General features: G+C 43.8%; 12 protein-coding genes, 2 rRNA genes and 2 pseudogenes. 6 read left to right on the top strand and 10 right to left on the bottom strand.

Translation table 11 applies throughout. The features are described 5' to 3' along the window. On the bottom strand, positions 1-314 hold a 314-nt coding region (locus KT99_RS18695; RefSeq protein ID WP_050774388.1), incomplete at its 3' end, for an ISAs1 family transposase. A gap of 310 nt (positions 315-624) precedes the next feature. Between KT99_RS18695 and KT99_RS18700 the strand changes: the two genes are divergently transcribed. Next, a complete protein-coding gene (locus KT99_RS18700; RefSeq protein ID WP_005503291.1) occupies positions 625-969 on the top strand; it encodes a hypothetical protein in 345 nt (114 codons plus the stop codon). A 19-nt stretch (positions 970-988) separates the two neighbouring features. Here the strand turns inward: KT99_RS18700 and KT99_RS18705 are convergent, their stop codons facing one another. The 3 genes from KT99_RS18705 to KT99_RS18715 are packed head-to-tail and all read right to left on the bottom strand — an operon-like array spanning position 989 to position 4,110. Next, positions 989-2,560, bottom strand: coding sequence for a PhnE/PtxC family ABC transporter permease (locus KT99_RS18705; protein ID WP_005503298.1), 1,572 nt, complete (start codon positions 2,558-2,560; stop codon positions 989-991). Beyond that, positions 2,553-3,242 carry an ATP-binding cassette domain-containing protein gene (locus KT99_RS18710; RefSeq protein WP_005503299.1) on the bottom strand — a complete coding sequence of 230 codons (690 nt, stop codon included), beginning with the start codon at positions 3,240-3,242 and terminating at the stop codon, positions 2,553-2,555. The genes KT99_RS18705 and KT99_RS18710 overlap by 8 nt, the downstream gene beginning before the upstream one ends. A 13-nt stretch (positions 3,243-3,255) precedes the next feature. Then, positions 3,256-4,110: a putative selenate ABC transporter substrate-binding protein gene (locus KT99_RS18715; protein WP_005503300.1), complete on the bottom strand. Its 855-nt coding sequence runs from the start codon at positions 4,108-4,110 to the stop codon at positions 3,256-3,258. Positions 4,111-4,337: 227 nt separating this feature from the next. On the opposite strand from KT99_RS18715, the gene KT99_RS18720 reads away from it, so the two are divergent. Then, positions 4,338-5,012 (top strand): response regulator, encoded by a 675-nt coding sequence (locus KT99_RS18720; protein WP_005503301.1) that lies wholly within the window; start codon positions 4,338-4,340, stop codon positions 5,010-5,012. Continuing rightward, on the top strand, positions 5,003-6,355 hold the full coding sequence (locus tag KT99_RS18725; protein WP_005503302.1) for an ATP-binding protein: 1,353 nt from the start codon (positions 5,003-5,005) through the stop codon (positions 6,353-6,355). The genes KT99_RS18720 and KT99_RS18725 overlap by 10 nt, the downstream gene beginning before the upstream one ends. 86 nt (positions 6,356-6,441) lie before the next feature. Here the strand turns inward: KT99_RS18725 and KT99_RS18730 are convergent. After that, positions 6,442-7,135 (bottom strand): annotated as a pseudogene (locus KT99_RS18730) (2OG-Fe(II) oxygenase). Between the two features lie 153 nt (positions 7,136-7,288). On the opposite strand from KT99_RS18730, the gene KT99_RS18735 reads away from it, so the two are divergent. Both KT99_RS18735 and KT99_RS18740 read left to right on the top strand, forming a co-directional pair. After that, complete coding sequence (locus KT99_RS18735; protein WP_040572219.1) at positions 7,289-8,548, top strand: HD-GYP domain-containing protein; 1,260 nt, start codon at positions 7,289-7,291, stop codon at positions 8,546-8,548. A 214-nt stretch (positions 8,549-8,762) separates the two neighbouring features. After that, complete coding sequence (locus tag KT99_RS18740; RefSeq protein ID WP_005503308.1) at positions 8,763-9,083, top strand: DUF3135 domain-containing protein; 321 nt, start codon at positions 8,763-8,765, stop codon at positions 9,081-9,083. A 4-nt stretch (positions 9,084-9,087) separates the two neighbouring features. Here the strand turns inward: KT99_RS18740 and corA are convergent, their stop codons facing one another. Next, positions 9,088-10,035 carry a magnesium/cobalt transporter CorA gene (corA, locus tag KT99_RS18745; RefSeq protein ID WP_005503310.1) on the bottom strand — a complete coding sequence of 316 codons (948 nt, stop codon included), beginning with the start codon at positions 10,033-10,035 and terminating at the stop codon, positions 9,088-9,090. 125 nt (positions 10,036-10,160) lie between these two features. Further along, positions 10,161-10,520, bottom strand: coding sequence for a hypothetical protein (locus tag KT99_RS18750; protein ID WP_040572217.1), 360 nt, complete (start codon positions 10,518-10,520; stop codon positions 10,161-10,163). 188 nt (positions 10,521-10,708) lie between these two features. Between KT99_RS18750 and KT99_RS18755 the strand changes: the two genes are divergently transcribed. After that, on the top strand, positions 10,709-11,380 hold the full coding sequence (locus KT99_RS18755) for a YccT family protein (RefSeq protein WP_050774389.1): 672 nt from the start codon (positions 10,709-10,711) through the stop codon (positions 11,378-11,380). Positions 11,381-12,193: 813 nt separating this feature from the next. Here KT99_RS18755 and KT99_RS21225 read toward each other — a convergent pair. The 3 genes and pseudogenes from KT99_RS21225 to KT99_RS18775 all read right to left on the bottom strand — a co-directional run. Beyond that, positions 12,194-12,829: pseudogene (locus KT99_RS21225) on the bottom strand (transposase). A 414-nt stretch (positions 12,830-13,243) separates the two neighbouring features. Beyond that, a 5S ribosomal RNA gene (rrf, locus tag KT99_RS18770) occupies positions 13,244-13,359 on the bottom strand. A 208-nt stretch (positions 13,360-13,567) separates the two neighbouring features. After that, positions 13,568-13,867, bottom strand: a 23S ribosomal RNA gene (locus KT99_RS18775); the annotation flags it as partial.

Genomic DNA, 13,867 nt, shown 5'->3' on the forward strand with positions numbered 1-13,867 from the left:
GCATGAATCGCACCAGTACCTTCTAGGAGAGAAGAAATCCAAGCTTGAAAAGCTTTCTCTATTTCATCCGCTTTTAATCGGCAGATAACACGGGCAATAGTGTCATGCCGAGGAATACCTGCTTTAAAAGGACGATACTGACGAAGCCAATCAAGCTTTAGATGTCCAAAGTTTTCAATGTCTTCCCATCCTTCAGAGCCTGACATAACCGCACTTATAGCGAGTAAAATAATCTCTAATAAGTTATGTTTTTTACAACGCTCAATACGGGGATCCGCAATCGAATCAAAATATTTTAAAAAAGTAGCAGTCATTAACATCACCAAAAAAGAGTATTTGGTGATCTGATCGCTACTTGAGCATAAAGTTCAATTTATAATGATCTTGCCGTGATAACCAACATGTATTTATCTTTCATAGTGATAATAAATCTGATGTAACCCGCCACTTAATTGAATCAATTAAACAAAGCGGGCTTACTGAAGCGCAGAAACAGGCCATAAGAGATGCATTAGACTAAATCAAATAGCATCTTCGAGTAAAAATGTGAACACCGCCAAGGTATGACCATCCATAAATAGAGTAGTCTCTGAGTATCAATTTCTTGATCCTCGGAGCCTCTACATGTGGTGGCGTATTCTTATCATCTCTCTGGCTTTTTTATTGATCGGCGCTCACTTCATGCGTTATGGCTACATTCTTGCCTGCTCACTATTCGCATTGGCTCCGCTACTGCTTTTCATCAAACACAAATTCGTGACTCGGCTGTTACAAGTCACCCTGTTAATTAGCACCTTACTGGTATGGGGAGTGAGCGGCTACGAATTAGTACAGATGCGTTTGGTGCTTGAGCAACCTTGGCTTCGATTAGGCATGATTATATCTGCAGTAGCCACTTTTACCCTGATAGCAGCAGCGTGTTGCAATGGCATAATCACTAAACGTTTGAGGGCCAAAACCTTATTCTAATGCCTTCACAAATCATTCATTAGCATGCGCTGCCTAACGTTTTAGGACTCGCTTGGTGATTACCGCTGCAGGTCATCTGCTGATTAATGTTAGTAATTAATAAACGTCGGCTTATCATATCGACCACTATGTTGAGCATGGCGGTACACACCAACAGAAATAATGCAGAGCTATAACGGATCTCAGCAAAACCGCTGTCGATATAAAAACCTAAAGTCGCAACACCTAACATGCCCAAAATGGCTGTCTCACGTAAGATAACTTCGAAACGATAAAACACCAGCCCCATAAGATTAGGGTATATCTGCGGCAACACCTCATAACAATATCCATCGAGCCTGCCATTATAATCTGCCGAGACCTCTAGAGTATCAGACTGCCTCACGGTTAGATAAGCAATCAGAGCACCGTTGTGAAGCGCCAGCGCCAGCATGGCCGGTAGCATAGATGGGCCCAATAGCATCATAAAAATAAAGGCGAAAATATATTCAGGCACAGATCGTAACACTAGCAAGCCAAATTTAACGCAGCTAGAGAGCACTGGCCCGGCTAACTTCCTCGATGAAAAGGCGGAGCTAAACAAGGCAATGATGTGGGCCATGGCCAGCGCGGATAATGCCAGCAATAAGGTAATAGCTAAACCCGGCAAGGCTTGAGTGAAGAATAACTTCTGCGCCCAGCTCAGCAGCTGATTAACAAGATTTAAGTCGATCTGATGCCAATGCTCAACGTGCAGTAAGACGGGAGGTAAGATGTCTACTGTGATGAAACGCCATAACAGCATGCCATCGACACTGGGGATAGTAGGCAGAGTATATAAACCTGCCAAAATATAAAACAAAATAAGCTTAGGTCGACACCAATACCCTATGGTACCAATCAAGGCAATAAACAAGATTAACAGAGCCGCACCTTCATGATAATTGCCCTGCCTGAAAGCCGTCTCCAGATAAAAACCTATCGTCGGCATACCGATAAAACCCAGCACCGCACTACTTCTCAGGGCGCATTCGAACCGGTAACGCACATAAGCTAAAATGGAAGGCAATACGTGACTGATGCGGCCATAAAAGTATCGACTAATTCTATCGGTATTAGCGGGCAAGGTCTGAGTGGTGGTATGGGGTGCTTGTATCAATATATCGTTAAATACTCTGGCAAAAGTAGCCCCATAGGGTAAGGCTATCGCCAGTATTCCCGTTATAGGCGACAGGCCGAACACCTGTAAGAACAGCAGCGCCCAAAATATTTCATGGATGGAACGTGTGACAGCACAGAATGCCGCCACCAAGCGATTGGAATACAGGAAAGATAAGGGAACCCCGAAGAGCAAGCCACCGACCACACCGAGTAGCGCAAAAGAGACGGTTTGCCACAGAGATTCCAGTAAATACTCAGTGGCAAAAAAATCTGGAGTCATAAACCCCTCAGCCATTCTGAGCAGCTCACTCCAAGGCTCGAGAGAGATTATTTCGGTATCTGACAAGGTAAAAAACACGGCAGCAATCAGCCATAACAGCAAGGTGACTTTCTGCCAATAACTAAAAAATGGGTAATGCTTGGTCACATCCGCAGCCATAGATTTAGGCATGGTTTAGTGTTTCTGGCACAATTTCGGCAACAGAGCCCGAGTAAAGCTCATCGATATGATTCGAGGTTATTTCGCCGTGGGGAATATCCAGCTTGAGTTGCCCCTGGCTCAGGCCGATAACACGACCAAAATGCGTTAACGCAGCTGACTTATCATGCAGCACCATGATCACGGTTTCATGGCGAGCAAACACTAGGTCCAATAGACGTTTAGCCATAATCGGGTCTAACGCCGAAAAGGGTTCATCACCAATAAAGATAGATTGCTCTTGATATAAGGCTCTGGCCAAGGCGACGCGTTGTCGTTGACCCCCTGAAAGTGTTGAGAGCTTCTTACTGAGATGAAAATCGAGTTCGAGCTTCCGACATAGATCATTGACTTCACTTAACGGCTTTTTGAATGGAGTGATCAAATTGGCTAGGTTATACACCCAGTGATGCTTGGCTAATGCCCCCATATAAACATTATGATAAGTGCTTAAGCCATCAACCAGCCCCTGTTTTTGTGAGCAATAAGCGGCATTGTCTTTTAGCAACAGATAGAGGTGAGCCAACAGCGTCGACTTACCCGCACCTGAGGTACCAATTATCGCCACCTTCTCTCCGGCCTCTATCGTCAGAGAGAGGCTATCGATAGCCAGTTTGTCAGCATATTTAAGAGTCAAATTTTCAAATGTTATCATAGCGATATGAATACTAGTCGATAAGCCCTATGATTTTAGCTATATTTTCAATAGGTTGATAGTCTGCATTTTCAGCTGCTACGAAAGACTTTCTTGGAAAACTAGCGAGAAGTTGAGGATCTTTCATGTCGAGCAAGGCTTTTGTCAGCTTAGTCTTAAAGTCTGCGCCAAATGTCTCATTCACTCCTTTCCTGACCGTCCACTGATAATCCGGGTACGTCGGGCTCTGCCAGATCACATCAACCTTATCCAGATCCACAATGCCTTTAGCCAACGCCCTTTCCCACACCTTGTAGTTAACCGCGCCAACCTGATATGCCCCAGCTTGAACCTGAGCGATGGTGCGGCTATGGTCACCGGAGAAACCAATACGGGTGAACACATTTTCAGCCTTCTTACCCAGGTTTCGCTCGATAAAAAATTGTGGCATAAGCCGACCCGATGTTGAGCCTTTTGAACCATAGGTAAAGGTATAACCATTTAAATTAGGAAAATTCTCAGATGGCAGAATATCAGCCGAATGATGCGCAATAAAATAACTCTTAAAAAACTGATCTTCATACCCCTGAGCTATCGCTTCGGAGCCAGGAACTAAACGACGTGCCTGTACGCCAGATAAACCACCAAACCAAGCCAGTTGAACTTGGTTATTTCTGAATGCGGTTACCGCTGCGGAGTAAGATTTAACCGGAATATATCTAACATCGACGCCTAATTGGCTCTGAAGATATTCAGCCACCTTGTCGAAACGTGTACGAAGCTGACTCTCATCTTCATCGGGAATGGCGGTGAAAGTAAATACAGTCGCAAAAGCAGCGGAAGAAAGCGTGCTTAAGAGTAGTAGAGCGACTATGTTTATTAGCCTCATGAGATATTTCCTGTCAGTAAAATCGTACAGGATTTTAACGAGAATAACCCCAGAAACAAAGTGATTTATTGCAAATATAAGACTCGTTCACTATTTGCGGCCGATTATTTACACATTAAGTCAGCTGGTATTAAGTTACGCTCAAGTAAAATATTGGCAAATACAGATATTGGCAATATACCTTTATCTGAGTAAACTAGTGTAAAAAATTATAAAGGCATAAAATTATGAGAATTTTGGTTGTGGAAGACGATCCTATCTTGTCTCACCATTTACAGGTGCAACTGAGTGAACTAGGGAATCAGGTTCAAGTCGCATTGACCGCAAAAGAGGGATTTTATCAGGCAACCAATTATCCCATAGATGTTGCCATCATCGACTTAGGTTTACCCGATCAAGATGGCATGAGCTTAATTGAAAATCTACGTGATGCGGGACTAAAAGCCCCAATCCTAATCTTGACCGCTAGGGTCAATTGGCAAGATAAGGTTGAAGGTCTCAATGCCGGTGCCGATGATTATCTGGTTAAACCCTTCCAAAAAGAGGAATTAGTCGCGCGTTTAGACGCCTTAGTTAGACGCAGTGCTGGATTTGTTAGGCCCAAGATCACCAGTGGTGATCTGGAACTGGATCTCGCCGCTAAGCAGCTCTCGATGAAAGGTGTCCCCATGGATATCACCGCCTTCGAATATCTCATACTCGAGTATCTGATGCGCCATTGTCATGAAGTCGTCGCTAAGCAACGTCTGTTGGATGTGATCTATGGCGATAAAGAGGGAGATCCAAACACCATAGAAGTCATGGTGTCCAGACTCAGAAAGAAACTCACCAAAGAGGGACTGGAGAATCCTATTGCCACGATTCGCGGCCAAGGTTACAAGTTTAATCTGCCATGCAGTTAACGTTTAAATTTAAGAAACGTCTGCTAACGCGGATGTTTCTTACCTCACTGTCAATTATAGCCTTAGTAGGATTCGGCTTAGCCTGGCTGGTCAACATTCTTCATGCACAAGATAACTACAATGAAGAGACGGCTCAGCTCATCGCCGAGATCCCTAAAGTTGCCGCCGAGCTGAGGGAGCATGATCTACTCCCCGCCAGCAGTGACGACTGGCTCGAGGAAAACAATGCGCCAGAAAGTTATATCATTGCCAGCTGTAATGCAGATTATAGACAAATTTGGACCTCATCTCTGGCCGTCGACAAAGGGCTTTTCGACACCTGTGAACGCTTCAACGACATTCGCCATGACTCCCCTCCTTATTACCTCAACCTTGCCGACGATAAGGGCTACTTCATCTATTTGCTATCACTAGAAATGTCTGGCAGTCAATACAACCTGTTGGTGATGAAAGATGCCGAAAAGCTCGAGAAAGAGTTAGACAAATTCAGTCGACGCACTTATTTCAGGCTCGCCATGGTGCTGGCGCTGGCCTTGGTGCTGTTAATCAGTGCTGGTTACTGGGGAATGCGACCTTTAAGTCGAATGAGAAACGAGTTAGAGAGTGTCAGCAGTGGTAAGACTAAGGCACTATCACAAGATTACCCCATTGAGCTCGAAGGGATCACCCAAGCGCTCAACCAGCTGTTATCTCAATCCAGTGCCCAACAGCAGAGATATCAAAATGCGATGAATGATCTTGCACATAGCCTCAAGACACGCCTTGCAGCCGTCCACGCTATCACTGACGATGCCTCATTAGATAAACAAGGGGCAAGCGAGCGCATCATGGAACAGGTAAGCCAGATGGACTTGTTGGTTAAATACCAACTCAAGCGTGCCATGCTAGGTCGTAAAGGTCTCATGCATGAACAAACCTTAGTCGCGCCCTTGGTCAATCAGCTTTCTCAGATGCTTTTTAAGGTCTACCGTGACAAGCAGGTTCAATTCACCGCCTATATCCCTCAGGAACATGTCTTTCCAGGAGATAAAGGCGACTTAATGGAACTCTGCGGTAACTTAATGGAGAATGCATTCAAATTGTGTATCAGTCAGGTGAGAGTCACTGCCCGTTATAGCGATGCCGGAGAGTTTGAACTGATTGTCGAAGATGATGGGCCTGGCGTCGAAGAGAGTCTGCGCCAAAGAATCATCGAGCGTGGTGTCAGGGCCGACACACAAAAAGCGGGACAGGGAATAGGACTCGCCGTGTGTAATGAGATAGTCATCAGCTACAATGGTATCTTGAGCATAGAAACCTCAGAGCTTGAAGGGGCTAAGTTTAGAATAACGATTCCAATTTAAGCCCAGAATTCATTAACAATGACTAAACAGGCAGTTGCTATGCATCTAGGCGCGGGGGCTTGGACTCCGCCCCAAATATTCATAGGCTAGGGTATAGGCGCATATAATTGCTCGGCGCGATTAAACATGACCCAAGAGGTGGCAATATATTTATCGTTACGGATGGTCTATTGCCTCGATGTGAGTGAGTAAAGCCCGCTGGTGCTATGACCATGGTGCCCTTCTTGGGTTTGATTTTTCTGTTTTGATAAAAAAATTCCGTCTCCCCCCCCTCCTCTACATCGTTAAGATAAAACATATAGAGCACCACGCGATGCAAGGCCTCATTATGCCCTTCCTGAGGGAACTGCTCCGAATGCCAGTGAGGGTATCCTCCTACCCCCTGCTGATATTTCTGAATATTGAGGGTGCCACTGCGATAGAGATACTTAACTAGCGCTGCGGATCTTGGTTCACCTAAACTCTGATAGTTATCAGGCGTCAGCGTGACACTTTGGCCTTTTTATCAGCGACTTGCACCGATACGGCCCCCATCAATGCCAGCGAATACTGATTGAAATACTCGGTAGAAAATTTCAATGTATAAGTGAGTAATTCATTCCTGATACCCTGCAGATCCGCGAAACTGTCTAAGGTGAGATCGCGACTAATTTTCTTTTCTAAATCCACCCCATGGCCGGTTCTGCCATCGGTCACGCCCTTATGTTGTTCGAAACAGGCGATTAAACGCTCACATAAGTCATCTGGGATAGCGTTAGGGTATACTTCAATGAAGTCCATGTTGTTAGCTTTGTCTATTCTGTGATCAGTCTATGCTGACATAGTGTTTAAGTGATTGTAACGTCATTGAGTTAAGTTAAAATATCGCTATAACAATCAAGCAAGTTCTGGAATAATTGCCCCACAGAGATGGGGATACTGACTAAGAAGAATATGAAGAAAAGCCGTAAAGTTGCAGTCAATCAATTACAAGTCGGTAATTTCATCCGCTTACCCGTTTCCTGGAAAGATCACCCCTTCCTACTCAGTAGTTTCAGACTCAAGCAACAGACACAGATCGAGCTGATTAAAAAGTTAGCCATCGACTTTGTGTTTGTCGATCTCGAGCGAAGTGATTTTCCCCCTCTCACCGAAGAGGTAGCTAAGACTAAAGTGATGCTGCCACAGAAAGAAGATCTAGATGCCCTCACTATCGAAATGAAAAAAAACAAGAGTGAGCGCATTGAGAAACTCAAACGGATGCGCAGAGACCTTCAGAAAACCGAGCAAGACTTTGACCGTTCCATCGCAAAAATGCGTAACTTGGTAGCTAAATTACGCAATCGTCCGCTAAATGCCATAGATGATGCCAAAGAATTAATTAATGACATGAGTGAGCAATTACTGAGTTCAGATAACTTAGTCTTACACCTTATGGGCGAAGCAAAAGGCGAAGAATCAATTTATTATCACTCTCTCAATGTCGCAGTGCTCTCCATGTTAATGGCAAAAGAGCTGGGCTGGGATAAAGCCGACATAGAATTAGTCGGCATAGGTTCACTGTTTCACGATACGGGTAAGTTAAAAATCCCTCCACAGTTACTCAGGAAAAAAACACCATTAACACCACCTGAAGTTAACTTTATGAAGCAACATCCGGTCTTAGGTGCAGACTTATTGAAACACGCTAAAAACTTTCCTTCCGCTGCCATGCCTATTGTACTCAATCATCATGAATACTTAGACGGCTCTGGCTACCCCAGAGGACTAAAAGAGAATAAACTCGACAAGTTATGTCAACTCGTCGCCGTGGTTAACTTATATGACTCTCTTTGTCACCCAGACGCAAAAACAAAGGCGCGTACTCCCTATGCTGCCCTCGGTCATATCTATAAAAACTTCAAGACACGGCTAAATCAGCAAGTCACGGGCAAGATGATCAAGATGTTAGGCATCTATCCACCCGGCAGTATTGTAGAGTTATCTTCTGGGCAGTTTGCCATGGTCATGTCGGTCAACTTAGGCAAGATTTTGTTCCCCAGAATACTGGTCTACGATGCCATGGTTCCCAAAGATCAGGCTCCGATTGTAGATCTTGAAGTAGAAGGTCTCAGCATAGTGCGCTGTATACAACCTATGGCATTACCCGAGAAAATCTTTAAATATTTAAACCCTAGAGAGCGTGTCAGTTACTACATAGGTTCAAATAGCTAAGCTGTTTTTCGATGACAATGTCGACAAGTAACATGGAAAGGAAGGTATTGAAACTCATCGATAAAGGTGACTGACTCACTTTCCACCTCTAACAACACTGCAATTCTTATAACTAAAACCCCGCACATTCTCCCCGTTATTCTCAAGTGTTCTTGCCGAATAGCAAACTATTAGCTAGTTTGAAAGTAACGCTATCTTCTGGGGGGAAGAGGCTATGACTGAATTACCTAACTTCGATAAATTGAAATGGCTGGCAGAAAATGATCCCGATAAACTCGATGAACTGCAAAAAACACTCTGCAAAGAAGCGATAGACTGCTGCCCAGAATCGAGCAAAAAACAGCTAATTTCGATGCTATACCACCTTCAGCAACAGCTATCACGCTGTAGCAATCCCTATCACAGATGCTATTTGGCCAGCAGCATCATGTATGACAAGTTTATAGCCTTAAACACCATACTGAATAACCCTCAGGAATTTCGACAACAAAAAGCCAAAATATTGCTACTTCCAGCAAAAAAACCTGTCGACTAACTGACTAGAGCCAACCTTTCCTCTTGAAGAATGCGTAGGTACCACCGGCACTGGCCAGCATCATCAAGATGGCCATAGGATAACCAAACTGCCACTCGAGCTCGGGCATAGTGGAAAAATTCATCCCATAAGCACTGGCTATCACAGTCGGCGGTAGGAAGATGACTGCTGCAACCGAGAAGATTTTAATGATCTTATTCTGTTGTAATCCACTGAAGCCCATAGCGGCATCCAGCAGAAAATTTAATTTATCGAAGATAAATTGGCTGTGGGGCATCAGAGATTCGATATCTAACAGCATCTCACGCAAATCTTTAAGGTTATCATCGGTGAGTTGACCACGATAATATCTTTGCATGTAACGTAGTGAGCGTTGAGTATCCAGCAGACTTAAACGAATTTTACCATTTGAGTCTTCCTGCAGAGTAATGAGTTTAAACACTTCATCTAGTTCATTGTTTTCAAAAACCTGCTCACTGACACCATCGACAACCGAATAAATATCTTCGATAAGATCTGATAAATAATCAACTTTCAGATTGAACAACTCAAGAAAAAGCCCTTGAGGTGTGGTGACTTTGATACGTCCTAACCTTAGATAGTTTCTAAGTAAGCGAATGAGACCAACATCATCCTCTCTAATCGTTAGCAGGAAATCTTTACGTAAATTAAATGAGACGTTAACGCCTTTGACATCCTGTCCTATTCGCTGCGGGAACAGGGAGTTAATATGCAGGCCATCGTTATTTTGATAAAAGCGTGCGGAAGCTTCAATTTCATTGATATCTTCTTCCTCTGGCACTTCTTCAACAGAGTATTTACTCAGCCATTCACGTTCTTCGTCACTCGGTTTGAAAAGATCTAACCAGAGAGTTTTCGCAGGTACAACATCCTGTATGTTCAATTCAGTAATCGTTAGTTCACGATTGTTATAGACATAAGCAGTAATCATGGTACCTCCTGAAAAACACTATGACGAATTTTGTGTGTCATAACGCAGGGTAAAAAACGTGGCTATTCTACCTTAATCAACAAGATTAAAAAGCCTTATAAATAATAATCTAGTCAAAATATCCATTAGTTAGAATTTGCGATAATGACACGTTCTTGATTCGATAAGCGAATGTTAATGCCATCAAGAGTTGTGATCTGATTGTTGAGTATATCTTTCTTTCTCACCTGATACACACTGGTACTGTCTATTAACGGTGAGACTATGGTCACTCTGACCACTTGGTTGCCGTCTTGCCAGTTCCAATACCAATAACCTGTGCTGCCAAGCATAGAAACGGCTATCAGGCCCATAAAAATATAGCGCAGCATAATTCGTTTCCCCACATCGACTGTGCTGGTTTGAGCAGATATTCGGGCAGGTTTACGTAAATAAAAAAAGGCGCCGACAATGACTAAGAGAGTGATCAGTATTTTCGTGAACACGGCGAACTCCAACGGCAATAATAACTCGTGATTATAACGTCTTTTCACTGCTTAAACTGGTACAAATGTCTAATCACACATAAGAAAAATTGAGGTTCAGCGAACAAGCGCACCTTCTGCGATACCGATTACATTAATACGTTTAAAAATGGTATAAATCACTCCACAGATCTAACCTAGAGAATTCTATGAAGCACACTTTAATCCTCGCAGTTATGTTTACTGCGGCCTGTTCACTGCCGGCGTATGCCAAACTCACCCTGACCTTACCTAAGTCTGCGCAACTTTTAGTGGTGAATGGAGTAGAGATGGAGGATGAAACCTCACTAGTGCTCCATGATGGCAATAATCAGATTGTGTTTAAATATAACACCAGCTTCAGGCAACAAGGTGAACAAAGACGGTTCTCGTCAGAAGCGGTGATCCTGACTTTTAATGGCCAAGATTCAGCATATAAGCTGTCGTTGCCAAGACTGAGATCAGACAGTGATGCAGACAAGTTTAATCAGCTTGCAGACTTGACCCTTATCGATGATGCGGGTGTAGAGGTTGAATACACCAGTGACCTACTCCTCAAAGTGGGATTACAACTAGGCCGGGATTATGACAAAGAGATAGCAGTCTATAACAGGAGCTTAGCGCCTGCGGCCCTCCCAAACCTTGTGCCACAAATACAGAAATCAACACCTGTAGTATTACTAGCAACGACTGTCGTGGTTACTCATAATAGTTTGGCCTCAGAGCAGGTGCCTAATACCAGTATAAACCAGATAAATATCGGTCAAATGTTGGATTTTTGGTATAGCCAAGCCGATGAAGAGAGTCGCAAGGCCTTCAAGGCTCGCATAAACCAGGACTAATCCCAATCGGGATAAATCAGCAGTTTGCTTATAAAAGCCAGTAGACTTATCACGCTGGCTTGGCTGGACTAATCAGTAATGAACCCGCTTCCCTCTTGCGCTGGCTTCCTCTGTTCTCGTTTGAAACTGAACAAAATCCCCTCTCGCTAACAATGATACGGGATTGTCCTCGATAAACAGTAAACCGGTGCGCTTCCCCATCAGATAATCATGCTCAAGCTGAGCATCATTACCTTTGTTTAGGGATGGATCATCGGCAAGCACACTCACTATATATGGATATTGATCTGTATCTGAATGGGAGCAATGGATGACAGCATAAGAAGACCTGAAGTTAATTCCCCCCACGGAATCCAAGCAAATCTATAGACCCGACGCTAACTTGTATAATTGATTATTTAAATCACCCACATAGAAAAACCCAATTAACATTAACGATGACAAAACAAGTTTAGACGGAGGCAGCTTGAAATGACCTACGACCCACATGGACGTGGGAAGTGTCACTTATGCACGACTGAAAGGATTCAGGAGGTAGAGTAACGCATGGAGCAGTTACCGAGGAGCAAATCAGTGACCTCTCCTAGTCCGCGAAGTGGACACATGGGGGTGAAATTACGGCGCTTTGAATACGCAGTATTCAGCCCTAATTGAACGCGGAGAAACTTCGTTTCGTAGCGGGAGAGTCCGCTCAGCGGCGGGGTGACATCGGGGGTAGGCATTCATGCCTTTCTAAGTGGATAAGTCACCTGATATCTGTGCTGGTAAGCTCGAGCTAAACAGCCAAAACTTTATTAATACCAATCTGGAAAATTAACTGGTCATATTCGCCCAATCCCTAGAACACATTTTTGTCACTCTTTCTGCACTCTCGGTGAAAGTGTTCCAGGCTTCACAAACACTATCAACAATGTCTTCATAATTTTTGAAAACTCGATTGGCAAGGCAGTGCTGGCGCATCCAGCTCCACACTTATTCGATCGAATTAAGCTCAGGTGAATAAGGGGGTAATTTGATGAGGCTGACATTATTGAATTCATCTGCAATGCCATCGGTATGCCAGCCAGCACCATCCATAATAACGACTGCATGTCTGTCTGCTTGGACATACTGAACCAAATAGGTATGAATATGTGCCCCCGTTAATCTACCACCTTGAGCGCTACTTGCTCTTTTTTCTATGTAGTCAGCCAGTTGCGCTCGTTGTTTAGTGCTAATAAATGTGGGTCTACCAGTACGTGGTTTCTCTTGTAAGCCTGCTAGGCCTTCTGTTAAATAGACATGTACCCACTTGTTGACACTGGTTCTACTCACTTTTAAAAATTGAGCAATTTGAGTCCGAGACTTTCCATCTTGAAAATGAGCGAGTGCAAGTAAGCGCATCTTCATTTGAATGGATGTCTGGCTACGAGCAAGAGCATTGAAATCTGTATTTTTAAAATTATCCATGAATACAAATGAAGAAGATATGATGATCACAATTAGATCATATTTTTACTTAGAATGGTATAAATCCCAGACGCAAACCCTTTCCTACGCCATCCTTGGCGTTCAAGGATAAGTACTTCCTGTACAAAAAGCCACCTTATTCAGGTGGCTTTTTCACTGTAAAATCAGGGCTGCGCCAGTCATGGAACAAAAAGCGGAGGCGCCTTCCAATGGCCCGGCTTCGGATAAATCCTCCGCGTTCAGACCCAGCATCAAGCTACGCTTGATAAGCGCAAGGTCTGCACCCTACTATCACATGAAAGGATGCATGCTTCGCATGCGCTATCTATATTCCCCATGTTCGTTCGGTCATTTTCCAGACTAAAAACGAAAAAAGCCCGTTGCGTTAGCAACGGGCTTTATCGTTTATTAGGCGCCTGGAAATGACCTACTCTCACATGGGGAGACCCCACACTACCATCGGCGCAATTGCGTTTCACTTCTGAGTTCGAGATGGATTCAGGTGGGGCCACAATGCTATGGTTTCCAGACTAATTTTGCGATTACTTTCAGCTTTTCAAAAAGCTAAAGGTAAAAGAATTTAGAAAGCTGGCTATTTAAAATAGTCTTTTAAATAGCTTTAAATAAAAGTAATAATTGGTTCAACTTAAATCAAGTCGGTATTCTTTTGTGCTTGTAAAGTAATCACTCATTAACCACATACTTCTCTCTTAACAAGAGTAAACCCATCTGGGTTGTATGGTTAAGCCTCACGAGTCATTAGTACAGGTTAGCTCAATGCCTCACAGCACTTACACACCCTGCCTATCAACGTCCTAGTCTCGAACGGCTCTTTAGAGGAATTAAATCCCTAGGGATGACTCATCTTAGGACTCGCTTCCCGCTTAGATGCTTTCAGCGGTTATCGATTCCGAACGTAGCTACCGGGCAATGCTATTGGCATAACAACCCGAACACCAGCGGTTCGTCCACTCCGGTCCTCTCGTACTAGGAGCAGCTTCCTTCAATCATCCAACGCCCACGGCAGATAGGACCGAA

Origin of the sequence: Shewanella benthica KT99 (assembly GCF_000172075.1) — a bacterium.
Taxonomy (GTDB): Bacteria; Pseudomonadota; Gammaproteobacteria; order Enterobacterales; family Shewanellaceae; genus Shewanella; species Shewanella benthica_A.